34 protein-coding genes and 1 tRNA gene are annotated in these 25756 nt (G+C 63.3%); 25 read left to right on the top strand and 10 right to left on the bottom strand.

The window, feature by feature from the left end; translation table 11 throughout:
• Positions 1-10 precede the first annotated feature (10 nt).
• From BT183_RS02150 to hemB, 3 genes are all read right to left on the bottom strand, one after another.
• A complete protein-coding gene (locus BT183_RS02150; protein ID WP_072338762.1) occupies positions 11-739 on the bottom strand; it encodes an arginyltransferase in 729 nt (242 codons plus the stop codon).
• Between the two features lie 100 nt (positions 740-839).
• Positions 840-1328, bottom strand: coding sequence for an RDD family protein (locus BT183_RS02155; protein WP_072338763.1), 489 nt, complete (start codon positions 1326-1328; stop codon positions 840-842).
• A 90-nt stretch (positions 1329-1418) separates the two neighbouring features.
• On the bottom strand, positions 1419-2426 hold the full coding sequence (gene hemB / locus BT183_RS02160) for a porphobilinogen synthase (RefSeq protein ID WP_084603192.1): 1008 nt from the start codon (positions 2424-2426) through the stop codon (positions 1419-1421).
• A gap of 129 nt (positions 2427-2555) precedes the next feature.
• On the opposite strand from hemB, the gene BT183_RS02165 reads away from it, so the two are divergent.
• The 13 genes from BT183_RS02165 (at position 2556) to nusB (ending at position 11645) form a co-directional block, all read left to right on the top strand.
• Positions 2556-2945, top strand: coding sequence for a DUF6163 family protein (locus BT183_RS02165; RefSeq protein WP_072338764.1), 390 nt, complete (start codon positions 2556-2558; stop codon positions 2943-2945).
• A 189-nt stretch (positions 2946-3134) separates the two neighbouring features.
• Entirely contained in the window at positions 3135-3656 is a 522-nt protein-coding gene (ldtR, locus tag BT183_RS02170) for a transcriptional regulator LdtR (RefSeq protein WP_072338765.1), read from the top strand.
• 209 nt (positions 3657-3865) lie between these two features.
• A complete protein-coding gene (locus BT183_RS02175) occupies positions 3866-4105 on the top strand; it encodes a hypothetical protein (RefSeq protein WP_072338766.1) in 240 nt (79 codons plus the stop codon).
• Complete coding sequence (locus BT183_RS02180) at positions 4102-4620, top strand: hypothetical protein (RefSeq protein WP_072338767.1); 519 nt, start codon at positions 4102-4104, stop codon at positions 4618-4620. Before BT183_RS02175 ends, BT183_RS02180 begins: the two co-directional genes overlap by 4 nt.
• A 106-nt stretch (positions 4621-4726) precedes the next feature.
• The gene (locus BT183_RS20390) at positions 4727-5254 is read left to right on the top strand and encodes a hypothetical protein (protein ID WP_143145620.1); all 528 of its coding nucleotides are present in this window, start codon (positions 4727-4729) and stop codon (positions 5252-5254) included.
• Between the two features lie 271 nt (positions 5255-5525).
• Positions 5526-6785, top strand: coding sequence for a L,D-transpeptidase family protein (locus BT183_RS02185; protein ID WP_072338768.1), 1260 nt, complete (start codon positions 5526-5528; stop codon positions 6783-6785).
• Complete coding sequence (locus tag BT183_RS02190; protein WP_210185433.1) at positions 6785-7012, top strand: DUF6898 family protein; 228 nt, start codon at positions 6785-6787, stop codon at positions 7010-7012. The genes BT183_RS02185 and BT183_RS02190 overlap by 1 nt, the downstream gene beginning before the upstream one ends.
• A 125-nt stretch (positions 7013-7137) precedes the next feature.
• Entirely contained in the window at positions 7138-8430 is a 1293-nt protein-coding gene (gene glyA, locus BT183_RS02195; RefSeq protein WP_072338769.1) for a serine hydroxymethyltransferase, read from the top strand.
• Between the two features lie 8 nt (positions 8431-8438).
• The gene (gene nrdR / locus BT183_RS02200) at positions 8439-8912 is read left to right on the top strand and encodes a transcriptional regulator NrdR (protein WP_072338770.1); all 474 of its coding nucleotides are present in this window, start codon (positions 8439-8441) and stop codon (positions 8910-8912) included.
• The gene (ribD, locus tag BT183_RS02205) at positions 8909-10006 is read left to right on the top strand and encodes a bifunctional diaminohydroxyphosphoribosylaminopyrimidine deaminase/5-amino-6-(5-phosphoribosylamino)uracil reductase RibD (protein ID WP_072338771.1); all 1098 of its coding nucleotides are present in this window, start codon (positions 8909-8911) and stop codon (positions 10004-10006) included. Before nrdR ends, ribD begins: the two co-directional genes overlap by 4 nt.
• Positions 10006-10629 carry a riboflavin synthase gene (locus BT183_RS02210; RefSeq protein WP_072338772.1) on the top strand — a complete coding sequence of 208 codons (624 nt, stop codon included), beginning with the start codon at positions 10006-10008 and terminating at the stop codon, positions 10627-10629. Before ribD ends, BT183_RS02210 begins: the two co-directional genes overlap by 1 nt.
• Positions 10630-11109 (top strand): 6,7-dimethyl-8-ribityllumazine synthase, encoded by a 480-nt coding sequence (locus BT183_RS02215; protein WP_072338773.1) that lies wholly within the window; start codon positions 10630-10632, stop codon positions 11107-11109.
• A 2-nt stretch (positions 11110-11111) separates the two neighbouring features.
• Complete coding sequence (gene nusB, locus BT183_RS02220) at positions 11112-11645, top strand: transcription antitermination factor NusB (RefSeq protein ID WP_072338774.1); 534 nt, start codon at positions 11112-11114, stop codon at positions 11643-11645.
• Between the two features lie 63 nt (positions 11646-11708).
• Here nusB and BT183_RS02225 read toward each other — a convergent pair whose 3' ends face one another.
• Positions 11709-12167, bottom strand: coding sequence for an outer membrane protein assembly factor BamE (locus BT183_RS02225; RefSeq protein WP_072338775.1), 459 nt, complete (start codon positions 12165-12167; stop codon positions 11709-11711).
• A gap of 144 nt (positions 12168-12311) precedes the next feature.
• On the opposite strand from BT183_RS02225, the gene BT183_RS02230 reads away from it, so the two are divergent.
• From BT183_RS02230 to BT183_RS02255, 6 genes are all read left to right on the top strand, one after another.
• Positions 12312-12842 (top strand): ubiquinol-cytochrome C chaperone family protein, encoded by a 531-nt coding sequence (locus tag BT183_RS02230; protein WP_084603194.1) that lies wholly within the window; start codon positions 12312-12314, stop codon positions 12840-12842.
• Positions 12839-13399 carry a YceD family protein gene (locus BT183_RS02235; protein WP_084603195.1) on the top strand — a complete coding sequence of 187 codons (561 nt, stop codon included), beginning with the start codon at positions 12839-12841 and terminating at the stop codon, positions 13397-13399. The genes BT183_RS02230 and BT183_RS02235 overlap by 4 nt, the downstream gene beginning before the upstream one ends.
• Before the next feature lie 90 nt (positions 13400-13489).
• A complete protein-coding gene (plsX, locus tag BT183_RS02240; RefSeq protein ID WP_072338776.1) occupies positions 13490-14560 on the top strand; it encodes a phosphate acyltransferase PlsX in 1071 nt (356 codons plus the stop codon).
• Entirely contained in the window at positions 14557-15522 is a 966-nt protein-coding gene (locus tag BT183_RS02245; protein ID WP_072338777.1) for a beta-ketoacyl-ACP synthase III, read from the top strand. The genes plsX and BT183_RS02245 overlap by 4 nt, the downstream gene beginning before the upstream one ends.
• Positions 15523-15649: 127 nt before the next feature.
• The gene (locus BT183_RS02250) at positions 15650-15961 is read left to right on the top strand and encodes an integration host factor subunit alpha (protein WP_072338778.1); all 312 of its coding nucleotides are present in this window, start codon (positions 15650-15652) and stop codon (positions 15959-15961) included.
• A gap of 24 nt (positions 15962-15985) precedes the next feature.
• Positions 15986-16567 (top strand): MerR family transcriptional regulator, encoded by a 582-nt coding sequence (locus BT183_RS02255; protein ID WP_072338779.1) that lies wholly within the window; start codon positions 15986-15988, stop codon positions 16565-16567.
• A gap of 21 nt (positions 16568-16588) precedes the next feature.
• On the opposite strand, the gene BT183_RS02260 is transcribed toward BT183_RS02255, so the two are convergent.
• Positions 16589-18109, bottom strand: coding sequence for an MDR family MFS transporter (locus BT183_RS02260; RefSeq protein WP_072338780.1), 1521 nt, complete (start codon positions 18107-18109; stop codon positions 16589-16591).
• A gap of 14 nt (positions 18110-18123) precedes the next feature.
• Between BT183_RS02260 and BT183_RS02265 the strand changes: the two genes are divergently transcribed.
• Positions 18124-18792, top strand: coding sequence for a MarR family winged helix-turn-helix transcriptional regulator (locus BT183_RS02265; RefSeq protein WP_244545236.1), 669 nt, complete (start codon positions 18124-18126; stop codon positions 18790-18792).
• Between the two features lie 120 nt (positions 18793-18912).
• Here BT183_RS02265 and BT183_RS02270 read toward each other — a convergent pair whose 3' ends face one another.
• The gene (locus tag BT183_RS02270) at positions 18913-19548 is read right to left on the bottom strand and encodes an outer membrane protein (protein ID WP_072338781.1); all 636 of its coding nucleotides are present in this window, start codon (positions 19546-19548) and stop codon (positions 18913-18915) included.
• 270 nt (positions 19549-19818) lie between these two features.
• Here BT183_RS02270 and BT183_RS02275 point away from each other — a divergent pair.
• A tRNA-Pro gene (locus tag BT183_RS02275) sits at positions 19819-19895 on the top strand.
• A gap of 40 nt (positions 19896-19935) precedes the next feature.
• Here the strand turns inward: BT183_RS02275 and BT183_RS02280 are convergent.
• Together BT183_RS02280 and BT183_RS02285 are read right to left on the bottom strand one after the other, a co-directional pair.
• A complete protein-coding gene (locus BT183_RS02280; RefSeq protein WP_177282356.1) occupies positions 19936-20289 on the bottom strand; it encodes a DUF1304 domain-containing protein in 354 nt (117 codons plus the stop codon).
• A 115-nt stretch (positions 20290-20404) separates the two neighbouring features.
• Entirely contained in the window at positions 20405-21619 is a 1215-nt protein-coding gene (locus BT183_RS02285; protein WP_072338782.1) for a PQQ-dependent sugar dehydrogenase, read from the bottom strand.
• 381 nt (positions 21620-22000) lie between these two features.
• Here BT183_RS02285 and BT183_RS02290 point away from each other — a divergent pair, with 381 nt between their 5' ends.
• From BT183_RS02290 to BT183_RS02300, 3 genes are read left to right on the top strand one after another with little or no spacing between them, the layout of a single operon-like run.
• The gene (locus BT183_RS02290) at positions 22001-22501 is read left to right on the top strand and encodes a type III secretion system chaperone family protein (protein WP_072338783.1); all 501 of its coding nucleotides are present in this window, start codon (positions 22001-22003) and stop codon (positions 22499-22501) included.
• On the top strand, positions 22498-23316 hold the full coding sequence (gene proC, locus BT183_RS02295; RefSeq protein ID WP_072338784.1) for a pyrroline-5-carboxylate reductase: 819 nt from the start codon (positions 22498-22500) through the stop codon (positions 23314-23316). The genes BT183_RS02290 and proC overlap by 4 nt, the downstream gene beginning before the upstream one ends.
• 3 nt (positions 23317-23319) lie before the next feature.
• On the top strand, positions 23320-23661 hold the full coding sequence (locus BT183_RS02300; protein ID WP_072338785.1) for a tRNA-binding protein: 342 nt from the start codon (positions 23320-23322) through the stop codon (positions 23659-23661).
• Positions 23662-23673: 12 nt separating this feature from the next.
• On the opposite strand, the gene BT183_RS02305 is transcribed toward BT183_RS02300, so the two are convergent.
• Positions 23674-24114 (bottom strand): MarR family winged helix-turn-helix transcriptional regulator, encoded by a 441-nt coding sequence (locus BT183_RS02305; RefSeq protein WP_072341393.1) that lies wholly within the window; start codon positions 24112-24114, stop codon positions 23674-23676.
• Between the two features lie 239 nt (positions 24115-24353).
• On the opposite strand from BT183_RS02305, the gene BT183_RS02310 reads away from it, so the two are divergent.
• Entirely contained in the window at positions 24354-25244 is an 891-nt protein-coding gene (locus tag BT183_RS02310; RefSeq protein WP_072338786.1) for a branched-chain amino acid aminotransferase, read from the top strand.
• 61 nt (positions 25245-25305) lie between these two features.
• Here BT183_RS02310 and BT183_RS02315 read toward each other — a convergent pair whose 3' ends face one another.
• Positions 25306-25755 (bottom strand): molybdenum cofactor biosynthesis protein MoaE, encoded by a 450-nt coding sequence (locus tag BT183_RS02315; protein WP_072338787.1) that lies wholly within the window; start codon positions 25753-25755, stop codon positions 25306-25308.
• Position 25756 lies beyond the last annotated feature (1 nt).

The raw sequence follows: 25756 nt of genomic DNA on the forward strand, positions 1-25756 counted from the left end.
GCGCTGGCGGTCAGTCGAAGCGGCGCCAGCCAAGAGGTCCTCTCTGGATTTCCAGCGGGCGATAGAGGCCCTTGTAAGCCATTTTCGGCGAATCTTTGACCCAGTAGCCGAGATAGACATAGCTCAGCCCTGCCATCCGCACCTGGTTGATATGGTCGAGTATGAGGAGGTTGCCCAACCCCCTCTGCGCCAGGGTGGTGTCGTAGAAGCTGTAGACCATCGACAGGCCGTCAGGCATCACATCGGTGAGCGCAACGGCGACCAGCGGCGAGCCCGGTTCGCTGGTGAGACGATACTGAACCACCACCGTCTGCACGGGGGTGTCCTCGATCATGTATTCGTAGTCCACGAAAGACATCTGCGTCATGCCACCGCCGGCATGGCGCTGGGCGAGGTAGCGCTTGAAGAGCGCATATTGCTCAGGGGTGGCGCGCGGCTGGCAGACTTCCACCGAAATGTCCGCATTGCGCTTGAGCACCCGCCGGAACCGCGGCGACAGCGCAAATTCTCCTGCAACGATCCGCACCGACTGGCAGGCCGTGCAGCCGTCGCAGGCCGGCCTGTAGATCAGGTTCTGGCTGCGCCGAAAGCCATTGTCGGAGAGGAGGTGGTGCAGCGATGTCGCGCGCTTGCCCGTCAGATGGGTAAAGAGCTTTCGCTCCTGCCGATCCGGCAGATAGGGGCAGGGCATGGCAGCGGTCAGGAACAGCTGCGTGCTTTCCGGCGTATGGTCCGTCATCGGTGACCCAGTGACATCGATGGAGCCAGACTAGCTGGCCCCATCGCCAAGGGCAACCTGTGCCCGTTTACCCCGACGGTCACGTCTTGGCGTCCTGGCCTCATGCGCTGGCGCGCAGGCTGCCCCAATGCCGCTCCATCGGCGAGCGCCGCACCATGAGGGTCCCTGCAATCAGATCGTGCACCATCTGCTGACGCGGGGTGAACAGCGCGAATACGAGCGACAGCGGCCAGCTGATCCACACCGTGATCCAGAAGAGCAGCGGGTGGATGAGGATGCGCCAACCATCGAGCGGCGCGCCGCGTGTCGGGGTCAGGATGATGTCCATCGCCTGCATGCCGGGCGTCGCACGACGGTGAGACCCGAGCGTCGCCGCGTAATAGCCCAGCACCGCGATCGGCGCGACGATCGGGATGGCGACCCAACCCAGTCCCAGCGTCAGGAAGCCGGCAATCAGCCCGACAAAGGCGATGATGATGGCGATCAGCAGTAGGAACACGAAATCAATGACATAGGCCACCATCCGCCGCTGCAATACGCCATCGAAGAGTTCAGGGGCGGTCGAAGGGTCGGGCAGGTTTTGGCTCATCGAAGTCCTTTCCAATGCGATGCCCTTAAGATCGTGACCCTTGCCCATCCCCGCAAGATGTAAGCGCAAAATTGCCGCTAACCCTGGGCTTCAGCCATTGAGCTTGCGCGCAGCCTCGAGCGCGAAATAACTCAAGATGCCGCGGGCCCCGGCACGGCGGAAGGCGTAGAGGCTTTCCATCATTGCAGCCTCGCGATCGATGACCCCGCTGTTTCCAGCAGCCGTGATCATCGCGTACTCGCCCGACACCTGATAGGCGAAGACCGGCACCGAAAAGCCATCGGCCACGCGGCGGATGATATCGAGATAGGGCATGCCGGGCTTGACCATGACCATGTCGGCGCCCTCGGCGATGTCCTGCTCCACCTCGCGCAGGGCTTCTTCGGTATTGGCATAATCCATCTGATAGGTGCGCTTGTCGCCCTTGAGACGCCCGCCCGAGCCTACCGCTTCGCGGAAAGGCCCGTAAAATGCCGATGCGTATTTGGCAGCATAGGCCATCACCATGGTCTGCTCGAGCCCCTCCGAATCAAGCGCGCGACGGATGGCACCGATGCGTCCGTCCATCATGTCGGAGGGCGCGACGATATCGCAGCCGGCCTTTGCCTGAACGAGTGCCTGGCCAACCAGCACCTCGACCGTCTCGTCATTGAGGATGATCTCACCCTCCATGACGCCGTCATGTCCGTGGCTGGTATAGGGGTCGAGCGCGACATCGGCGATGAGGCCGATCTCGGGCACGGCCGATTTGATCTCCGAGAGGGCGCGGCAGACCAGATTGTCGGGATTGAGCGCTTCTTCGCCGCCCTCGCTGCGCCGGGAGGGGTCGGTATAGGGAAATAGCGCAAGGGCCGGAATGCCCTCGGCGGCTGCGGCCTTTGCCGCCTCGACAGCCATGTCGATGGTCAGCCGGTCGACGCCCGGCATGGAGGCCACAGGCTGGCGGGTCGCCGTGCCGTCGATCACGAAGAGGGGCCAGATCAGATTGGCCGGCGTGAGCGTCGTCTCCCGCACCATGGCTCGGCTCCAGCCGAACTGGCGCGTGCGCCGCAGCCGGTGTCCGCCGAGAAAATCCAAATCGTGCCGCACCCAGGCCATACCGTCTCTCCACCGCATGCTTGCTGGAGTGCCTTCTATCAGCCGCACCCGCAGCGGCAAAGCCGGGCGCTTGTCGCAGGCCATGGGAGCGGCTAGACCAGCCGGCAGCAACCCGGAGCCAGGGCGGAAATGGACTTCAAGAGCGAAATGACCGGCCATTACATCCGCGTCGTGGCGCTGATCGCCCTGATGCTGGGATTGGCCGATGCCTGGAGGCTTCTAGGCGTGGCCTCGGGTGACCAAAGCCCGCTGACCCTGCTGGGGCCGACCGGGTTCACCTATCTCGCGATCTTCTGCGTCGCTCGGCTCTTTTCCGCCGTGGGATTGTGGATCAAAGCCAGTTGGGGCGCCGTGCTGCTGGTCGGCTCCACGGGGCTTGAACTGGGCCTTTATCTGGCTGGCAGTCGCGACGTGCAGATGTCGGCAATCGGCTTCGCCGTGCGGGTCATCCTCTTGGTCTCGATCCTCGTCATCGTGCTCCTGACCTTCAAGCTTGGGCGCGACCGCAACCAGGACTGAGGTGGCCCGGGGGCCGGAATGGTTAGAAAAGTCCTGCTCGCGCTAACCAATCATAAAGCCAATTTCCCGAACTTTTTCAGTAAGATCGTCTTAAGTGTGCGGCTTAAGGCGATCTTATGCCGACGCTTGTAGTTTGGCCCCATGAGACGCGAGACAATCGCGCTGACGACCACAACAGCGAGGCTACCCATGGCAATCAAGTCCAACGCCGCCGAGGTCATCAACCCGGCTCTCGAAGGCAGCGAGGCGCAGAGCCTCAAGCCGCTCTATCTCGAAGCCGTCAGCCGCGTCGAGCGCCTGCACCGCCGCCTGCTCGACCTGATCAAGGACGAGTTCGACCGCATGGGTTGGGACGACATCAACCCCGTGCAGGCGCTGCTGATGTTCAACATCGGCGATGCCGAGATGACCGCCGGCGAACTGCGCTCGCGCGGCTATTACCTCGGCTCGAACGTCTCGTATAATCTCAAGAAGCTGGTCGAGACCGGCTATATCTTCCAGGAACGCTCGCGCACCGATCGTCGGTCGGTCCGCATCCGGCTGACCCCGAAGGGCGAGGAAGTCGCCGAGGTCATCGACGAACTCTATGAGCGCCACCTCAAGTCGATCGAAAAGGTCGGCGGCCTCAATTCCGAAGCCTTTGACGGGCTCAACAAGGCGCTGGGCCGGCTCGAGCGCTTCTGGGTCGATCAAATTTTGTATAAGCTGTAAGGGCTTAGCTGCGGGCAACCCGGGGCTTTTCGTCTGCCGTATCGCCTCGCTGGGCAAACGGAGGCACCCGGTTTCGTCCCGTGGCGGGCACATTGCGGGACAGTTGCGGGCGCTTCGGCGCCCTTTCGTTTTGGACCTCGTAGTTTGAAAACCAGCCGGACGATTTCGCATCACCGCTGTATAAAGGGCTCTGAGCTTAGGAGCCCTCCATGGCAGACAGACGGAAAACCCTCTTTCAAAGAATTTCGGACTGGTACGAAGGGAAGATGATTCCGCACGACAACCTACCGGCTTCAGAAGTTTTCTTTTTTGGTTGGTATTACGAGAGACATTGGACCGCGAATGTGGCCCGAGTGCTGTTCACCTTCTACCTCGCGCACTGGCAATGGCTCATCGGAACGATTATCGGGGTTGCAGGCCTGTGGGTCGCGATACTGGCCCTTAGATGAAAACCAGCAACGCAGCCATAGGGGTCACCCACCCCCACCTTGCCGATTTCGGTAAGTTTCTGGACGAAATTAATGCAGAGTCGCCACGAGGTGCAGCTCTGGTGGCTGGCGCCATGCTCGATAGCCTCATGCACAAGATTGTGTCCGCCTATTTGATTGAAGGCGAAGCCACAGAGAAGCTCCTGACGGGATTTAACGCACCATTGGCCACTTCTGACGCCCGTGCAGCCATAGCGCAGACTATGGGCCTCATAAGCGATAAGGAATGGAAGGAGGCGCGCCGCATCGCAAAGGTGCGAAACATCTTTGCGCACGGCGTCCATGTGACTTTTACCGACCAGAAGGTGTCCGACCTCTGTCGGCAATTGGGAATGCAAGCCAAGCCAAACGGCAACATGGAATGGTCGGCCCGCGCCGCCTTCACCAGCGCTGCGATGGCTCTCATTCTCAACCTGAACAATCGACCGGCTTATGTCGCAAAGCGCCGGGCGTCCTACGGTGAATGGCCCTTGTGAGCGAGGGCGGATTACGCCGCTCTGATAACCATGCCCGGGTGTCTCCGATAGCGCAGGAGGCGGTTGAGGAGGTTGCGGCTGCAACGGGGCAGACATGGAGATTCGAGTGGATTTGAATCAGTTCGAGAGCAAGCTAGCTGCGGTCATCGGGCGCCCGTCCAATTTGCGACCTTTTGTCTGTGAGGGGTCGCCGCTGGACTGTGACGTGTTCATCGTGGGGTATAACCCGGCGACGGATGTTCCGGGCGATTGGTGGCGATTCTGGAGGCAGGGCTACGGATTTCAAGAAGCGGTATGGCGCCCTGAGTACTTGGCCAGCCGGGAAGACGGTGAAGCGAGCCGGACCAGGAGGAAGGCTGAAAAAATTGCCTCTGCCTTTCCCTCCAGTAGGTTTTTGATCTGCAACATCGACTCACGGCCTTCTAAACGGCAAGCGGACATGCCGAAGCCGGTGACAAGGCCTTTCGATACTTTCCTGCCGTTGTGCCGACCAAAGGTGATTTTGGCACACGGCAATGAGGCTAGGGAGCATCTCGCGAACCATCCGGCGGTTGTAGGATGCCGACACCTGTCGCGGATTCCAAACGCTGACTTTGACGCCGTATTGTCATCGCTCAAGCAGCGTCTGGGGTAGGGCCGGGCCACGCGCTGACCTCGCTGCGCGTCAACCTGTTGCGCCCCTGCAACATCGGGAAGATGAATGCCGGCCCCTGCGCCGGCATTTTCTTATTTGTGCCGCAAACGCGGCCTTTGGCTGGATGTGTCCTTGTCCAAGGACGCTCCTGGGCCATCAAAGCTGCTTGACCGCGATTGCGGCCGCAAATGCTCAGGTGTTAGGGCAAGGGCGAGGTTCAATGCCGGGCCGGACTGCGTGCGGCTCTGTGGTCAGCGGAATTGGTGGGCTCATGTCGATGAATAGACGCTCGGTTCTCGGTTCGATTGCCGCGCTCGGAGCCGCGGCGGCTCTTCCATCGGCTGCGCGCGCGCAGGAAGCGACGTCCATCTGGGAAGAGCTGACCCGCAATCGCGTCATGCGCAGCGTCGACCGCGGCCAGAACACCGCGACCGCCCTCACGGCCATCGAGACCATTGAGCCCATCCTCTCCTTTGATACGGCCTACAACATCCAGCTGGCGGTTCGCCAGTATGAGGCCATCGTCGCCGGTGGCGGCTGGGGCGGGCCAAGTCGCGAGACGTTCGGGCTGATCCTCGGCAACCGCAAAAGGGCGGTGGGCCCTCTCAAGCAGCAATTGGTGGCCATGGGCGATATGCCGCCTGCGCGCCGCGTGAACGACACCTTCGATGAGGAAACCGATGTCGGCCTGCGTCGTTTCCAGGCCCGTCATGGCCTGACCGTAACCGGCCAAGTCGATGAGCCCACGCTCTATGCCCTCAACGTGCCGGCCGACATGCGCCTGAGCCAGCTGCGGCTCAACGCAATGCGGGTCGAGACGCTGGCCAGCTCGCTGTCGGAGCGCTATGCGCTCGTGAATATCCCGGCCGCCACCATCGAGGCGGTCGAGGGCGGGCAGGTGGCCCAGCGCCATACCGCCGTAGTGGGCCGCATCGATCGGCAGACGCCCATCCTCAATTCACGGATCCACCAGATCAATTTCAACCCCTACTGGCATGTGCCCAAGAGCATCATCCAGAAGGACCTGATCAAGTACATGAATGAGGATCCGCTCTATCTCACCAAGTTCCGCATCCGCATCTATGATGGCAAGGGCAACGAGCTGCAGCCCACCGACATCGACTGGTCGACCAATGAGGCGGTGAACTACATGTTCCGCCAGGAGCCGGGCGCGGAGAACTCGATGGGGCATGTGAAGATCAACTTCCATAACCCGCACGCCGTCTATCTTCATGATACGCCGACTAAATCGCTCTTTGGCGAGAATGCCCGCTTCCACTCCTCGGGCTGCGTGCGCGTCGACGATGTCGCCAAGTTCGTCGCCTGGATCCTTCGCGAAAATGGCGGATGGGATCAGGAGGTTGTCGATGCGATGTTCGCGACCAACGAGCGTCTTGATGTCAATGTCGGAAAGCCCGTGCCTATTCACACCACCTACATCACCGCCTGGGCCAACCGGCAGGGCACCGTGAGCTTCCGCGACGACGTCTACCAGTTTGACGCGGCGGGCAAGATCACCTTCGAGACGTGATGGCCATGACCGGCGCGTCCGACGGGCCGGGCAAGATCTATTTTGAAATGAGGCCGATGGGTGCCCAGCTGCGCGTGGTCGCGATCGACGCAGCCACGGGCATAGAGGTTGTCGTGATTGCACCGATCGGGGCGGCCCGATCGCACATCGAGGCCGTCGCCACGGCCAAGCTCAGAAAAAGGCTTGCCGAGGCCGCCAGCGAGGGCGTTGCTCCCAGACTGTTCTGAACTGCGGCAAGACGCCGGGCCGAAATGGTCCAATCCTGGCTTGGAATCGTCTTTTAACGCATGCTACACGCGGGCGTCCGCCGACCTGTCCATCGCCCAGCACGGGGACTTCAATGAACGCGCCAATGACCACGCCGCTTTTCCCGCAGTTCTTCTCCGCCAGCCTGGCCGAGACCGATCCCGAGATCGCCGATGCGATCGGCAAGGAACTCGGCCGGCAGCAGCACGAGATCGAGCTCATCGCTTCCGAGAATATCGTCTCGCGCGCCGTTCTAGAGGCGCAGGGCTCGGTGCTCACCAACAAATATGCCGAGGGCTATCCGGGTAAGCGCTATTATGGCGGCTGCCAGTTCGTCGACATCGCCGAAACGCTGGCGATCGAGCGCGCCAAGCAGCTGTTTGGCTGCGGCTTTGCCAACGTGCAGCCCAACTCGGGCAGCCAGATGAACCAGGCGGTGTTCCTTGCCCTGCTCGAGCCGGGCGACACCTTCATGGGTCTCGATCTCAATTCCGGTGGGCACCTGACCCACGGCTCGCCCGTCAACATGAGCGGCAAGTGGTTCAACGTCGTCTCCTATGGCGTGCGGCGCGAGGATCACCTGCTCGACATGGACGATGTCGCGGCAAAGGCCCGCCATCACAAGCCCAAGCTCATCGTGGCCGGCGGCACTGCCTATTCGCGCGTCTGGGACTGGGCCCGTTTCCGCGAGATCGCCGATGAAGTGGGCGCCTATCTCATGGTCGACATGGCCCATATCGCCGGGCTCGTCGCGGGCGGGGCGCATCCGTCACCCATACCGCATGCCCATGTCGTGACCACCACGACGCATAAGTCCCTGCGTGGCCCGCGGGGCGGCATGATCCTGACCAACGACGCCGATATCGCCAAGAAGGTGAATTCGGCCGTGTTCCCCGGTCTCCAGGGCGGGCCGCTGATGCACATCATCGCGGCCAAGGCCGTGGCCTTCAAGGAAGCGCTGACGCCCGAATTCTCGGCTTATGCCCATCAGGTCGTTGACAATGCACGCACGCTGGCTGCAACGCTGATCGAGAATGGCCTCGACGTCGTGTCGGGCGGTACAGACAACCACCTGATGCTGGTCGACCTGCGCAAGAAGAATGCCACCGGCAAGCGCGCTGAACAGGCGCTCGGCCGGGCCTATATCACCTGCAACAAGAACGGCATTCCGTTCGATCCCGAAAAGCCCTTCGTCACCTCCGGCGTGCGGCTCGGCACGCCTGCGGGCACGACGCGCGGTTTCGGCACCGCAGAGTACCGGCAGATCGGTGAGCTCATCGTCGAAGTTCTCGACGGCCTGCGTGAAGCCAATTCCGATGACGGCAATGCCGAAGTCGAGGCCGCTGTGCGTGAGAAGGTCAAGGCGCTGACGGACCGGTTCCCGATCTACGCCAGCTAAGGGTTTCGATGCGCTGCCCGTATTGCGGAAACGACGATACGCAGGTCAAGGATAGCCGCCCGACCGAAGATTCGAGCGCGATCCGGCGCCGCCGCATCTGCAATGGATGCGGTGGCCGTTTCACGACCTTCGAGCGGGTGCAGCTGCGCGAACTGATGGTCGTCAAGAAATCGGGCCGCAAGGTGCCGTTCGACCGGGACAAGCTGGCCCGTTCCGTCAGCACCGCCCTGCGCAAGCGGGCCGTCGATCCCGAGAAGGTCGAGCGGATGATTTCCGGCGTGGTCCGCCAGCTCGAAAGCCTGGGCGAACCCGAAGTCACATCCGAACAGATCGGCGCCATCGTCATGGAGGGCCTAAAGAACCTCGACGATGTCGCCTTTGTCCGCTTCGCGTCGGTCTATCGCAATTTCTCGGCGGCCGACGACTTCCGGTCTTTCCTCAGCGAGCTGGGCTCGGACGACGCGCCGGACAAACCGGAGTGACCGCTTCCGTCGATCAGGATTTGCGGTGGCTCGATTCAGCTGTCCGCACGGCAACGCCTTGGCTCGGAACCACGGCTGAGAACCCCACTGTCGGGGCGCTGGTCGTCGACCCCGTCCGCCAGATCCTTCTGGGGCGCGGCGTTACGGCAAGGGGAGGGCGCCCGCACGCCGAGACGCAGGCGCTGGCCCAGGCCGGGGCAGCTGCGGCGGGCGCTACGCTCTATGTCACGCTCGAACCCTGCAACCATTGGGGCCGCACGCCGCCCTGTTCGGATGCGGTCATCCGTGCCGGCATCGCGCGGGTCGTCATCGGGATCACCGATCCCGATCCCCGCACGGCCGGCGCCGGCGTGGCCAAGTTGCGCGCGGCAGGGATTGCGGTCGAAGTCCTCGATCACGGGCCGTCCGCGAGGCTGCATGAGGGCCATGTCAGTCGCAAGCAGCGCCGCAGGCCGTTCGTCACTCTGAAACTCGCCGTTTCCGCCGACGGCATGATCGGCAAGCTCGGGAAGGCCAATCTACCCATCACCGGCTCTTTGGCGCAGCGCTGGACGCATATGCAGCGCGCCCTGTCCGATGGCGTGATGGTGGGTGCGCGCACCGCCCGCATCGACGATCCTCGCCTTTCCGTGCGGCTGCCGGGACTTGAGGGCAGGCGGCCGCTCCGGATCGTGCTCGCAGGGGCTGAGCCACTGCCCGCTGACTTGACTCTGTTTGCCAAGGACAGCGCCCAACCGACTCTGGTCATTGCGCAAAATCCCTCCACCCTCTCCCTGCCGGACCATGTTCAAGTTGCTGCGCTCCCTTCGGTTGGGCACGAGCGCAGCCTCGTCTCCGCGCTGGAGATGCTGTCATCGCGCGGCGTTGCGCGTCTCCTCGTCGAAGGCGGTGCGCGATTGGCGGAGGCGCTGCTGGTCGAGGGCCTTGCGGACCGGATCCATCTGCTTTTTTCGCCTGTGACTGTCGGCGAGGGCGGCGTGGCGGCGCCAGGCGGCTGGGCGCTGGTCGACCGGATTGCCGCAGCCGGCTTCGCGGAGGTTGACCGGCGCGCTCTTGGCGACGATATGTTGCGCACTTTCGAAAAGGGTGCCTGATGTTTACCGGAATCGTGACCGATGTCGGCCGCCTTGTGCGTGCCGATGATAGCAATGCAGGCCGCAGGCTGCGCGTTGCGACGCGCTATGATGTCGAGGCGATCGATCTGGGTGCATCGATCGCGCTTGATGGCATCTGCCTGACGGTGACGGACAAGGGCCAGGGCGACGAGCACTGGTTCGACGTTTTCGCCGCCAAGGAAACGCTTGCCGTAACCGATGTCGGCCGCTGGCAGCCTGGCCGTCGCATCAATCTTGAGCGGGCCCTGCGGGTCGGCGACGAGCTGGGCGGGCACATCGTTTCGGGCCATGTCGATGCCATGGCGACCATTGTCGGCAAGGAGCCGGTCGGCGAGCAGCTGACCCTCACCATCGAGGTGCCGGACGATCTTGCGCCCTTCATCGCGCGCAAGGGCAGCGTCGCACTCAATGGCACCTCGCTCACCGTCAATGCGGTGACGGGCAACCGCTTCACGGTGCACCTCATTCCCTATACCGTAGAGTTGACGGCATGGGGGGAATGCGCCGTGGGGGACAGGATCAATCTCGAGGTGGACCAGATGGCGCGCTACGCCGCCCGGCTCCTCGAAACCACGCGCGCTTCGGCGCAGCAGGAGCATTAAATGGCGTCTCATGGTGGCGCGGGCCAGACGGTTCCGGCGGGATCGGCTGAGGGCCGGCATTTTCTGATTGTCGAGGCGCGCTATTACGAAGCGCTGGCCGATGCGCTGCTCGCTGGGGCCAGGGCTGTGTTTGACGCGGCCGGCGCAAAGGTCACCGTCGTCACGGTGCCGGGCGCGCTCGAGATTCCCGCAGCCATCGCATTGGCCGAAGCGGGGAGCCAGCGGTTCGATGGCTATGTGGCGCTGGGTTGCGTCATCCGGGGCGAGACGACCCATTACGAGATCGTCTCCAACGAGAGCGCCCGCGCGCTGATGGATCTGTCGATCCAGCTTCGCCTCGCGCTCGGCAATGGTATCCTGACGGTCGAGAACGAAGCTCAGGCCTGGGACCGCGCGGCGGTCGACAGACAGGACAAGGGGGGTGGCGCAGCGCGTGCCGCGCTCGTGATGGCAGCGCTCAAATCGCAGATGGAGGCCTGATCGTGCCTGCACCCGTAAAGCCCGGCCCCCGACCCTCCGCCAAGCCCGCCCGCCAGGGCGCCGATGCAGCCGATATCCGGCCAGCCAACCAGCGCGGCGCGGCGCGGCTTGCAGCCGTGCAGGCGCTTTATCAGATGGATGTCGGCCGGCAGACGCTCGAAGACACTCTGGCGCAGTTCAATGCCCACCATCTGGGTCGGGAGATCGAAGGCGAGCAGTACCTGCCCGCCGATGCCGATTTCTTCCGCCAGATCGTCAAGGGCGTGATCAAGAGCCAGCTCGACATCGATCCGTCGATCGACAATGCGCTCGACCGCGGCTGGCCGATGGCGCGGATCGACGCGACGCTGCGCGCCATCCTGCGCGCCGGAACCTTCGAGCTGCTGCGCCGGCGCGATATTCCCTCGGGCGTCGTCATCTCGGAATATGTCGATATCGCCAAGGCCTTCTATGACGATGACGCGCCGGGCATGGTCAATGGCGTGCTCGACGCCATTGCCCGCCAGGCTGCGGCAAGCGCCGACCAGCAAGGCTGAAGCGCAAAAGCAAAAGGCGCGCCCAAAGGGCGCGCCTCACATCGGCCGGCGATGCCTTTTCGATCAGATCGAGGAGAGGATCGATTCGATGAAGCCGCGGTCCTCGCCAAACGATGGCGTACGGCGGGTCTCGATCGTGATCATGCGCCCGTCCTGCAGCCCGTAGACGGCCTTGTCGGAGACGCGCTTGTTCTTGTCGAAATAGACGGCGACCACGGTGCGCTCTCGCACGATGTCGAGGCCGAAGGCCGTGCGATCGACCTTGGTCGAGACATAGTAGTAGGAGGTCTCGTCGCCAAAGCTGTTCTGGGCCTGCGGCGAGCCGAGCACCAGCACCACGGTCTGCTGGCTCTGCCCGGCGCGAACCTGTGCCAGTTGGTCCTGGGTGATCACATAACCCTGGGTGCGGGTTGTTGTCAGGCTCATGCCCGTGCCCATCGAGGAGCAGCCGGCCAGGAGCGCGGCGAGGCCGAGGGCGATCACCGCCTTGGCAGAACGGGTAGAACGGGGCGTCGCGGTCATAAAATTGACTTTCCCTTTGGCTCTCAACTATCACGCACCTCTGAAAGGGCGCTTCGGCCGCTGGCATGTTTAGCTGCCAAAGCCCATTCATGGCAAGCAGCCTCGGACCGTTCCTCAGCGGCCCAACGGCCTGGAGAAATCGCTGTGATCTTCGACTTCATGCGCAAGCGCCGCAATTCCGACGCGGTTTACGCCGTGTACCGAGCCATTGTGGCGCAATCCCGGCGCCCGCAATTCTACGCCGAGTGGGGCGTTCCGGACACGGTGACCGGCCGTTTCGACATGATCAGCCTGCACCTTGCGCTGCTGTTCAAGCGCTGCGCGCGCGAATCCGACGCGAGCCGTGAGTTCAGCCAGGAGGTTTTCGATCTCTTCTTCAAGGATATGGACCGCTCCCTGCGCGAGATGGGTGCGGGCGACCTTGCCGTGCCCAAGAAGGTCAAGACGATGAGCTCGATCTTTTTCGGCCTCGTGGACAAGGTCACGCGGGCCATCGACGCCAATGATGCCGACCAGCTGGCCGAGGTGCTGTCCCGCAACATATTGGGCGGCGAGGGCGCGGCCGGCGCCTTGCCGATGGCCCACTACGTCATCGATCAGCACCGGCGCCTGTCGCAGCAGCCGGTGGAGACGATCCTTTCGGGGCAGATCGACTTCGAGGGAGAGCCCGCATGAGCCCGCCCAGCGATCTGCCGGTGGAAGACCCCGCCATCCTCATCAGCGATGCCTCCCTGCGCATCGATTCGATGCCGCCCGATGGCAGGGCACTCGAACTGTCCGTATCCGCCGATGAGCGGGCGGCGATCGCCGAGAGCCTCTCGATCACCGCTCTCGATGCCCTGGCGGTGACCCTAAAGGCGACGCGCTTTCGCGGCGGTCTGCGAATCACCGGCAAGCTCTTTGCCCGTCTTGAGCAGCCTTGCGTCGTCACTCTCGAGCCGGTGCACCAGACGGTCGAGGAGCCGGTGGATCGGATCTTTCTGCCCGTGCCGCAAAAGCGCCGCGATCCGGAGGCGGAGGTGTTCGTCGATGTCGAGGGCGAAGATGCTCCCGATTATTTCGAGGGTCACGAGGTCGATCTTTCGGCCCTGATCATCGAGACGTTGTCGCTGGGCATCGATCCCTATCCCCGCGCCCAGGGCGCAGATACCGCTGTGGTTCTGCCCAGGACTGACGACGTCGAGACCTCGCCTTTTGCGCGGCTCAAGGCGCTCAAGGATCAGGACAGCTGAAGCGTCCGGCTGGGCGCGGGGCTTGCACGCCCCTGACGAATGGATATCTTCACCCCAAGGCCCTGCGCCGGGCTGCAACTTCGGGCGACTATGGCTGACACCATCCGCATTTCAGTAGACGCCATGGGCGGCGACAATGGCCCGCGCGTCGCAATCCAAGGTGCGCGCCTGGCCTTCAAGGAACGGCGCAATATCAGCTTCATCTTCCACGGGCGCGAGGCCGAACTCCTGCCGCTGCTCGATGAATGCCCAGAGCTGAAGCCCGTCTCGACCGTCCGGCACTGCGATCTCGTCATCGCCATGGACGAAAAACCCTCGGTGGCGCTGCGCAAGGGCCGCGGCAATTCCTCGATGTGGAACGCGCTGCAATCGGTGAAGGACGGAGAGGCCGATGTCGCCGTCTCAGGCGGCAATACCGGCGCACTCATGGCGATGGCGACGTTCTGCCTGAGGCCCATGGAAGGCATTTCCCGCCCCGCGATCGCGGCCATCTGGCCGACCTTGCGCAGCGACATCATCGTGCTCGATGTGGGCGCCACCGTGGGCGGCGATGCGCGCCAGCTCGTCGACTTCTCGATCCTCGGCGCCGCGCTGGCCAATGCGCTGTTTGACCAGGAGAGCCCCACGGTGGGCCTGCTCAATGTCGGCACCGAAGAGGTCAAGGGGCTCGACCAGGTCAAGGAAGCGGGCCGGCTTCTGACCGCAAGCAGCGGCGCCGGCTTCACCTATCGCGGCTTCGTTGAAGGGGACGATATCGGCAAGGGCACGGTGGATGTCGTGGTCACTGAGGGCTTTACCGGCAATATCGCGCTCAAGACGGCCGAGGGCACGGCGCGGCAGGTAGGCACCTATGTGCGCTCCGCCCTGCGGGCCAACCTGCTGTCGCGCATCGGCGCGTTGCTCGCCAGCCAGGCCATGGCCGCGCTCAAGCGCAAGCTCGATCCGCGCTCGGTCAATGGCGGGGTCTTTCTGGGGCTCAATGGCATCGTGATAAAAAGCCATGGCGGCACGGACGAGATCGGTTACAAGAGCGCGCTCGGGCTGGCCTATGAAATGGCGCGCAGCCGGCTGATCGACAAGATCGGTGATCGCGTGCGGCGGTTTCCTCCCCTGCCTGCGACCGAAAACAAGAATTCCGAGGCGGAAGGAAGTCGCGCGTGAGCCAGCCCCGTTCGATCATCCGCGGCGTCGGGGGCTATCTGCCGTCGCGCATTCTCACCAATGACGAACTGGCAAAGACCGTCGATACCTCCGACGAGTGGATCCAGCAGCGCGTTGGCATCAAGCAGCGCCATATCGCGGCAGAGGGTGAATTCACCTCAGACCTCGCGGTCAACGCCGCGCGCCGGGCGCTCGATGCCGCGGGGCTGACCCCCGCCGATATCGATCTGATCGTCGTCGGTACCACTACGCCCGATCTGACCTTTCCGGCGACGGCCACGCTGGTCCAGGCCAAGCTGGGCATGCATCACGGCATGGCCTTCGACATCCAGGCCGTCTGCTCGGGTTTCGTCTTTGCAACCGTCACGGCCGACAGCTATCTCAAGAACGGCATGGCCAGGCGCGCGCTCGTCATCGGCGCCGAGACCAATTCCCGTCTGCTCGACTGGACCGATCGCAGCACCTGCGTGCTCTTCGGGGACGGCGCCGGGGCGATGATCCTCGAACTGTCAACCGATGGCGAGCGCGGTATCCTCGCCTCCAGCCTGCGTTCTGACGGGCATTTCTGGGACAAGCTGCATACCGATGGCGGGCCGTCCAGCACGCAGTCCGTGGGCCATCTGCGCATGGAGGGCCGTGAGGTTTTCCGCCATGCGGTCGGCAAGATCACCGACGTGGTCGAAAGCGTCTTTGCCGCGACCGGCACGACGGTGGACGATCTCGACTGGTTCGTGCCGCACCAGGCCAATCGCCGCATCATCGAGGGCGCCGGCCAGAAGCTCGGCATCCCGCCCGAAAAGGTCATCATCACGGTGGACCGGCATGCCAACACTTCTGCGGCGTCGGTGCCGCTCGCGCTCAACGAGGCTGTCGGCGACGGCCGGATCAAGCCGGGTGACCTCGTGATGATCGAAGCGATGGGCGGCGGTTTCACCTGGGGTGCGTCTCTGATCCGCTGGTAACGCGCCGCGGTTGCCAGAACCCTGCGTCAGCGCTAATCTCATCGTCCCCGCAGAGACTTGCGCGCGGACTTGGGGGATAGACGGGGGCGTTCGGAAATTACCCGGCTCAGGGAGACGAGGGGTGCCAATGACACGCAAGACGGTCACCAGGGCAGATCTGGCGGAAGTGGTCTACGAGACTGTCGGGCTCTCCCGCACGGAATCGGCTGAACTGGTCGAGCGTGTGCTCGATCTGGTGGCCGAAGCGCTTGTGCGGGGCGAAAACGTCAAGCTCTCGTCGTTCGGTTCCTTCCAGGTCCGGTCCAAGAACGAACGCATAGGGCGCAACCCCAAGACGGGTGAGGAAGTACCGATCCTGCCGCGCCAGGTTCTGGTGTTCAAACCCAGCAACGTGTTGAAATCCAAGATCAACAAATCTATGGTCGGCACTGGCAAATAAGGGTTTCTGTCAAGGAGACGCCGCGTGGAAAAATCCCCGGACGCCTTCCGGACAATCTCAGAGGCGGCCGAAGAACTCGATCTCCCCCAGCATGTGCTGCGCTTCTGGGAGACGCGCTTCACCACGATCAAGCCCCTCAAGCGGGGCGGCGGCCGTCGCTATTACCGTCCCGAAGATGTGCTGCTGCTCAAGGGCATCCGGCACCTGCTCTATGACCAGGGCTTTACCATCAAGGGCGTGCAGCGCATCCTCAAGGAGCAGGGGCCGCGGCATGTCATGTCGATCGGCGATGGTCGCCCGTTCGAGCCGGCTTCGCTGTCCGCTCTTCCCTCACCAGACGACCTTTCCGAGGATGATCGCGAGCCCGCCGCTCTCGACGATGGCGAAAGCTATGACGAGGTCAGCTTCGACAGCGGCGATGGGGCCTCGGAGCCCCACGTGCCGAATTCGGCCGCCCAAGCGCCCGACATCATCGTCGGGGCGCCGGTTCCGCGCAGCAGCGGCAATCCGGTGGGGCTTTCCGACGATGATCGCCAGCGGCTCGAGCGGGTCCTCAAGGAGCTTCTTGACTGCAAGCGCCTGCTCGATCGTGTCCGCGAACACTGAGAGCAGGCAACTTTCTGTCGACTAGGCCGCGCGTTTGGGAATGACGATGTTTGGCATGAACATCGCGACGATGGCTCCCGCCGCATAGATCACCGTCACGAAGATGAACATCACGTCGAAGGCGGCGCTGTAATGCCCCAGCACATCCGCAGCGAGGCCGGCAGGCAGTTCAGCGACGCCATGAGGTGACAGGCCTGAGAGCCCGTCGCCAAGCGCGGCGCTGGCCTCGGGCGTCAGCTGGCGCGTCTGGATAGCGAGTGCCATCGCGACAACCGCACCATTGATCGCGAGCCCCAGGCTCGAGCCGATGGTTCGCGACTGCGTCATGAGACCGGTGGCCGCTCCGATATCCTGGCGCGGCGCGGCGTGCTGCACCGCCACGAGCAGCACCTGCATCGAGAGCCCCAGGCTGATGCCGAAGAAGGCCATCAGCAAGGCCGTGAACCAGAGCGGCGTCGAGGCGTCGATCAGGGTGAAGGTCAGCGTCGCCACGGCGCCCAGCGCATTGCCGGCGATGGGCAGAAACTTGTAGCGACCGGTGCGGGAAATGAGGTGGCCCGCCATCATCGAGGTCAGCATCGCGCCGATCGAGGAGGGCATGAAGAGCATGCCGACGATCGTGGGGCTGAGCCCCGTCACGGTCTGGATGTAGAGCGCGAGATAAAAGAACATGCCCAGCGTCGTCATGCCCGCAACGACCTGCAGGATCAGCGCCAGATTGATGGTGCGATTCCCGAACAGGTGCAGCGGCACGATCGGCTCCTGCGCCCGCTTTTCGATGGCGATGAAAGCGGCAATGCCAAGCGCGCCGATTATGGGCAGCACATAGGTCAGGAGATCCGGGCCCTCGGGGCTGAAGACGTGGTCGCACCAATAGACGATGGCGGTGGTCGTTGCGGCGAGAACCACGCCCCCCAGCCAGTCGATCTTGCGGCGGGCGCCGGCGGGGCGCGACTTCATGGCGGTGACGATGACGGCAAGCACCGCGATGCCTATAGGGATGTTGACCAGAAAGACCCAGCGCCAGCCCAGGCTTTCTGTGATCGTGCCGCCCACGACGGGGCCGAGAACCGATGACAGGGCAAAAACCGCAGAGGAATAGCCTTGATACTTGGCCCGCAGGCGCGGCTCGAACAGCTCGCCGATGACCGCGAAGGCCGTAACCATCAGCCCGCCTCCGCCAAGGCCCTGCAGAACCCGGGCCGCGATCAGGCTTTCCATCGACCAGGCCAGACCGCAGGTGAGCGAGCCGACCAGAAAAAGCGCGATGGAGACGATCAGCACCATCTTGCGGCCGAACATGTCGCCCAGCTTGCCATAGATCGGTGCCACGGCCGCAGTGGACAGCATGTAGGCTGCGCCCACCCAGCCAAAGAGATGGAGATTGCCCAGCTCACCGGCGATGGTTGGCAGCGCCGTCACCACGATCTGCATGTCCAGAGTGGCAAGAAACATCGCCACCAGCACGCTGCCATAGACTGTCAGGGCTGCTGCATTGGGACGTTCGCTAGAGGGAAGTGCCGCTGCGGCAGTGGCAGACATGGACTGAACCCTTGTTGGACGCCCGGTTCTGGCTCCGCGCAGATTATATGTCAATCTCACATATATGCGATCAGCACATAATTGCGCGCGGCATGGATCGCTGCTACGACGCGGCCATGTGCACAGATCTCCATCTCGATCCCGAACTGATCCGAATTGCCGAAGCCACCGGCATGTCCCACGAGGGCGCCGAAGCGGTCGCGGCGATCGACGAGGTGATGATCCGCATCCGCCGCGCCCTGATGCGCCGGGATCTCGGCCGACAGATCCTGAGCCGGCTCGATTCAGGACTGGAACTCATCCATCTCGATGCGCTCTGGGCGGTCGATTCGGATGCGCCCGATGCAGGTGAGATGACGGTGGGGCAGGTTGCCGCGCGCCTCGAGATCGATCCCTCCCGCGCCAGCCGCATCGTCGCGGAACTCGTGGACAAGGGCTATCTCGTGCGCGTCGCGTCCCAGGCCGATGCTCGCCGGATCTGCCTTGGATTGACCCTCTTGGGTCAGAACCTTCTGAACGACGTCAAGGCCATGAAATGGGGCGCCTTCAGCAGGGCGCTTGCCTCCTGGCCGGAAGATGAGATCGTGCTCTTCGCCCGCCTGCTCGATCGCTTCAGCACCTGGACAACCGACGCCTTCGCGGACACGGCCGAGGCACCCCTGGATGAGGCGAAAGCGTCCTGACGCGCGCTTGCCCGGTCCGGCACGCAGGTGCTGAGGGGACCACACGAGAGTGCATCTTTCGCGCAATGCAAAGGGGCTCCCGGATGGTCCGGAAGCCCTTGCAGATGAGGTTGGCGCGCCTCAGAAGTGGAAGTTGGCGCCCACTTTGATCGTCGAAAAGTTCGACGAAACGCCATAGCCATAGTCCTCGAAATCGGTGAACCCGAAATCGTGGTAGAGATACTCGGCCTTCAGGGAGACGTTCTCGGTGACCATGGCTTCCACGCCGGCACCGGCAACCCAGCCCGTCAGGATTTCCGAATCATAGTCGAAGATCGAGGCGCCGGCGAAGGCAACGCCCGCCGTGCCGTAAACGAGGAACATGCCGGCATCGAAGCCCGCACGGCCACGGATAGTGCCGACCCAGTCGATGCCATCGCCGACTTCGAAGTCGCCATCGTCTTCCTGCACCTGCAGATTGGTCCAAGCGATATCGCCCTCGACGCCCAGCACGACGCCGCCGAGGTTGACGTTGTAACCGGCCTGCACGCCGGCCAGCCAGCCATCGATATCGTCTTCGTAGGGCGGGGTATCGTCATCGGCGATGCCGCCGAAGCCGTATCCGAGATTGGCGCCGATATAAGCACCGCTCCAGCTTTCGGCCGGCGACGCCGGAACGAACGGCTGGGCCGGGACGTAGAGATCAGCCGCCGAAGCAGACATCACCATTGCCGCCGAAGCGACGATGGTCGCCAGCGGAAGATTAACGAATCGCATTCTCAAGTCTCCAGATTATGGATGCCCGCGAAAGGGCATGCGGGTCGGAGAGCGGCAATTGCATGGGACAGAGGCCGGGCGTTTAAGGTTCGGTGTGCCAAATTCGTCACCACGTCGCTGGCGCGAGCTACTGCTGCTGGTCAGTGGCACTCAGGGGAAATAGGAGGGATCGTCAGCGTTACGCTCTGTGCCGGTTACCTGCTTATCGCGTCATGCCCCAAAATTGCCTCTTGCATCAAAAGGCAAGCCTCTGTAGGGGTTCCGGCCAGTCGGGGTGTAGCGCAGCCTGGTAGCGCATTTGTCTGGGGGACAAAGGGTCGTCGGTTCAAATCCGGCCACTCCGACCATCTTCTCCCAATCGTCCGTGTACGAACCGTGTCGTATCTGTCAGACGGCGGCCAATGTCGCCGCTAGCGCAAGTGCGGCAGGCAGCGCCTGTACATAGAGGATACGGATGCTCGATGTTGCGGCGCCGAATATGCCAGCGACGATGACGCAGCCCAAAAAGAACAACTTGAAGGCGAGGCCTGCCTCGGCCTGAAGCACGCCGACCAGCAAGCCGGCGGCGAGAAAGCCGTTATAGAGCCCCTGATTGGCGGCCAGCACTTTGGTGGCCCGCGCAAATTCCGGCGTGAGGCCGAAGGCCTTTCGGCCCTGCGGCTTGTCCCACAGCAGCATTTCGAGAATGACGATCCACACATGGATCGCGATCACGACGACGATCAGCGCGTTCGCAATCACCTCAGCCCCCGTTTTCCGGCACTCTGTCACGAGGCGATGAGGACGGCAATGTGCGACGGGAGCCGACAGTGCCGGCTCCCGTCAGTCTAGATGGGTTCGAACTTGGCTCGTCGCATCACTGCTCCGACGACAGCCTCAGAATGCTCGAGGGACCGGAACGAGCCTCCGTCACGACATAGACTGCGCCATCTGGCCCGGCCTTGACGTCGCGCACGCGCGCGCCGACGTCCACGCGCTCTTCGAAAGCGACCTGATCGCCGTCCATGTGCAGAACGACGATGCCCTCGGTAATGAGGCCGCCGACGATGAAAGCGCCCTGCCACGGGGCGATTTCGTCGCTGTCATAATAGGCCATGCCCGAAGGCGCGATCACCGGGTCCCAATAATAGACCGGCTGGGCCGTCTCGGCATCCTGGGTGATGCCGTCGCCCACGGGCGCGCCGTTGTATTCGATGCCATAGGTGACCTCAGGCCAGCCATAATTGACACCGGCCTCCGGCTTGTTGAGTTCATCGCCACCGCGCGGACCGTGTTCCACGGTCCAGAGGCGCCCTTCACCATCCAGCGCTGCGGACTGCATGTTGCGATGCCCGAGGCTCCAGATTTCGGGCAGCGCTCCATCCGTGCCGACGAACGGGTTGTCTTCGACCGGCTCGCCGTCCTGCGTGATGCGGAAAACCTTGCCGAGCCCGCTTCCGAGGTCCTGTGCCTGCACGCGCGGTTCCACATCGGAGCGCTCGCCGACGGTAACGTAAAGGTGGCCCTCGGGGCTGAAGACGAGACGCGAGCCGAAATGCTTGTCACCGTCATAGGTCGGCATCTGCTGGAAGATCACGCTGACGTCTTCGAGCGCGCCGCCGCCGGCGTCATCGGTAACGAGCCTGGCTTTCGCGACAGACGTGCCGTTGCCGCCCTCGCGAGGCTCCGAGAAGGAAAAGAAGATCGTGTTGGAGGTTTCGAAGTCGGGCGCCAGCGCCACGTCGAGCAATCCGCCCTGACCGCGCGCATCGACCTCAGGCACGCCGGTGATTTCCGGGCCGGCTTCGCCCTCGGGCGTAATGATATGCATCGCGCCGGGCTTGGTCGTGACGAGCATGCTGCCATTGGGCAGGAATTCGAGCGCCCAGAGATGGGGCAGTTGATCGGCGATCGTCTCAATCGCGATCTGCGGCGTCTCGGCGGGCAGCGGGGCCCGCGTCTGGCCGGCAAAGGCAGGTTCCTGGGCAGGTGCGTTGGGGGCGCCTTGTTCGGCCGTCTGGGCCTGGGCGAGGGCAGGGGCCGCAAATGCGGTCAAAAGGGTGGTGGCGAGCAGGGCTTGGCGCAGCATCATCGGCGATCTCCGTCGGTGGTTGCAGTTCGGGCGCGCTGGAAATGCGTTGCGCGCTCTGCGGAGATAAGCCTTCGCGGTTGGATGGGTTGCCGCTGGACGGGTCAACTTAACTCACTGCCGCGTGAGGCGCCGTGAGGCTAGGGAACCGATCGCATGTTAAGAACCTGCGGAAGGCGCGTCATGGTTAACCGCCTATTAACGCTCATGGCTTGATCATCCACAGAAGAAAGCCTGCTTCGCCGTGTTCATCTCGGGCAGTCGTTGTAGGGTCGCTGCGGAGGAGACGATTCGTCGGTGCCGTTGGTGGCGACAGTTTCCCTGAAGTATTGCGTCGGCCGCCTGCCCCTTGCAGGCAGATCTTGACCATCTGGAACTTGACTAATGTCCCTTCTCGAATTCGAGCCCGATCGCCTGGTTCATCCCGTCGACATTATCGAGCATATCGCGGCGATAAACGACTGGTCGTTCGAACGTCAGGACGATGACGAGATCTCGATTTCAGTGCGCGGCGGGTGGAGTGACTACCACGTTTCGTTCAACTGGATGGAGGGGCTTGAGTCGCTTCACATTGCGTCTGCCTTCGATCTCAGGGTCCCCGAGCCGCGCCGGGCCGAGGTGAAGCTGTTGATCTCGATGATCAACGAGCAGATGTGGATCGGGCATTTCGACATGTGGGCCAACGAGGGGGTGGTGTTGTTCCGCAATTCGCACCTGCTCACCGGCGGCGCCGATGTCAGCCCGCAGCAATGTGAAGCCCTGCTGCGGTCGGCGACGGACGCGTGCGATCAATATTACCAGGCCTTTCAGTTCGTCGTGTGGGCCGGCCGCTCCGCCAGCGAGGCCTTGAGCCAGGTGCTGTTCGAAACCGTGGGCGAGGCATGACACTTTCTGAAATCGGACCTGTCGTGCTTGTCGGTGCCGGCAAGATGGGGCTGGCCATGGCTCGGGGCTGGCTCTCCGGCGGGCTGCCGGCCAGCCAGCTTGTTCTGGTCGATCCGCAGCCGGCTGAAGTAACCCGGCAGTTCGCCGAAGAATTTGGCGTGCGCCTGCTGCCAAGCGCCATCGGCGTCCTGACCCATGTGCTGGTGCTGGCGGTCAAGCCGCAGGTCATGCATGCCGTGCTGTCGGAAATCGCGCCGGTCGTGGGCCGGCACACGCTCGTTCTGTCTGTCGCTGCGGGCATTTCGCTGGCCACCCTTTCGAGTGGCCTCGGCGTCGATCGTATCGTGCGCACGATGCCGAATACGCCTGCCCAGATCGGCAAGGGCATCACCGGTGCGGTCGGCCTCGATATTTCCGATGAGGACCGGTTGCTCGTCGATAGCCTGCTGAAGTCGACCGGCCAGATCGTCTGGTTTTCCGACGAAAAGGCCCTCGATGCAGTGACGGCCGTCTCTGGCTCCGGTCCGGCCTATGTCTTCCATCTGGTCGAGGCCCTTGCCGCCGCCGGCGAGCAGGAGGGGCTCGAGGCCGAAGAGGCCCTGCGGCTGGCCCGGCAGACCATCATCGGCGCTGCCGCGCTGCTCGAAGCGCAGCCCGACCAGAGCGCCGGTGCCCTGCGCGAAGCCGTCACGTCGCCGAAGGGGACGACCGCCGCGGCGCTTGCCGTGCTGATGGCCCCGGACGGGCTTCCGGCGCTCATGGCGCGCGCCGTCCATGCGGCCCGCGTGCGCAGCCAGGAACTGGGCAGGAGCTGAGCGGTGGCCGAGACGATCAGCTATGCCGATTTCGAACGCGTCGATATCCGCATCGGCACGGTGATGGAGGCGCGGCCGTTTCCCGAGGCCCGCAAGCCCGCGATCATCCTGATCATCGATTTCGGCCCCGAGATCGGGCTCAAGAAATCGTCGGCCCAGATCACCGTGCATTATGCACCCGAGCAGCTCGTGGGACGGCAGGTGATGGCGGTGGTCAATTTTCCGCCGCGCCAGATTGGTCCGCTGCGCTCCGAGGTGCTGACGCTCGGCTTCGAAGACGAAGCCGGAGCCATCGTGCTGGCCAATGTCGACACGCCCGTGCCCAACGGCAAGAAGCTGCTCTGATCAAGGGCGCTGTTATTTCAGCGCGTCGGTCAGCCTCAGCCGATCGAGCAATGGCCTGTCGCCGCTTTCGACCATGCCCACGAAGAATTTGAGCACGGTGCTGCGCGTCTCGGCCGGCAGCTCGGCCAGCGCTGCATCGATCCGGCTCTTCTGCGTGCCTGAGAGAACTTCGAAAAAGTCCTGCCCCTTGGCGGTCGCATAGAGCAGCCGCTGCCGGCGATCGGTTTCTCCGGTGCGCTGCTCGATATAGCCGTTGTCGATCAGCTGCCGGAGGACGCGGGCGAGGCTCTGCTTAGTGATCTTGAGGATGTCGAGCAGGTCCGCCACCGGCATGCCGGGCTTGAGATTGACGAAATAGAGCACCCGGTGATGGGCGCGGCCGAACCCCTGGCGCTCGAGCAGGGCGTCTGCATCCCCCACGAAATCGCGATAGGCAAAAAAGAACAGGCCCATGACGTCGAGGGGCAGGTCGGTTGCATCTGCGCGCGTATTTATGTCAGCTTTGTTGACATTTATTCGGGTCGATGCCATTGTCATCCTGCAAATGAACGGGCCGTTTGTGCGGTCCGGCCGACTATCCCAAAGCCGATCGGGTTTGCCAAGGGCAGCCGGCTGGGGCATTGTCGGGCACTGTTTCGGCATCGAGGTAAGGCCCTTGCGAGGGGCTGTGCTGCAAGGATTGGGAGAGGTTGATGGCAGGCGTGCCAATGGACCAGCGGGATGGCTGGATTTGGTTCGACGGGGAAATGAAACCCTGGAAGGACGCGAAGATTCACGTGCTGACGCACGGCCTGCATTACGCCAGCTCGGTGTTCGAGGGACAGCGCGCCTATGGCGGTGAAATCTTCAAGCTGCGCCAGCATACCGAGCGGCTGATCTATTCCGCCCGCCAGCTTGATTTCCAGATTCCCTATTCGGCCGACGAGATCGACGCCGCCAACCGTGCGGTGCTCGAGGCCAACAAGCTCACCGACTGCTATCTGCGTCCGGTCGCCTGGCGCGGCTCCGAGACCATTTCCGTGCCGGCGCGCGAGAACACCGTGCACCTGGCCATCGCTGCCTGGGTGTGGCCGAGCTATTTCACCATGGAAGAGCGCCTCAAGGGCATTCGCCTGATGTGGGCCAAGTGGAAGCGGCCGAGCCCAGAGACCATTCCCTCGACGGCCAAGGCCGCCGGCCTCTACATGATCTGCACGCTCTCCAAGCATGCGGCGATGGATGCGGGCTATGCCGATGCGCTGATGCTCGATTATCGCGGCCTCGTGGCCGAGGCGACCGGCGCCAATGTGTTCTTCATCAAGGGCGACGAGATCCATACGCCTCTGCCCGACTGCTTCCTCAACGGCATCACCCGCCAGACGGTGATCGAACTGGCCCGCGCCAAGGGCTTCAAGGTCATCGAGCGGCATATCAAGCCGGAAGAGCTGAGCAATTATGACGAGTGCTTCCTGACGGGTACGGCAGCCGAAGTTACACCGGTATCCGAGATCGGGGATTTCCGCTTCACGCCCGGCATCGGCTGCAAGACGCTGATCGATGCCTATACCGATGCCGTGACGCCCAAGCGCCAGGCGGCGGAATAGCGAACGCTCCGATCCTCAAGATGAAGGGCCCGAAAGGGCCCTTTTTCATTTCCGGCTCTGCTCAGGCCTCCCAGCGGGAACGGGCCTCGTCGTCCTCGGCCGTGGCTTCGACCCAGCGGGCGCCCTCCGGCGTTTCCTCCTTCTTCCAGAAGGGCGCATCGGTCTTGAGATAGTCCATCAGCATGCGCGCGCCCTCGAAGGCGGCGTCGCGATGGGCCGAGAGCACCATGACCTGCATGATCGGTTCGCCCGGCGCCATCGGGCCGTAGCGATGGATGACGGTGACATCGAGCAGGTCAAAGCGTTCCGTCGCGGCGGCGATCATGTCGCCGATCTGGCGCTCGGCCAGCTCGGGGTAACACTCGAGCGTGAGCCGAGATACCGGATCGTCCGGTCTCGAGCGCACGATGCCGGTGAAGGTCACCGCAGCCCCGGCATCGCCGCGACCGGCGATGAAAGCATTCGACTCCGCGCCGGGATCGAACAGCGCTTCGAGCAACCGGATCGCCACC

The sequence above is a fragment of the Devosia enhydra genome (assembly GCF_900119845.1).
Taxonomy (GTDB): Bacteria; Pseudomonadota; Alphaproteobacteria; order Rhizobiales; family Devosiaceae; genus FPKU01.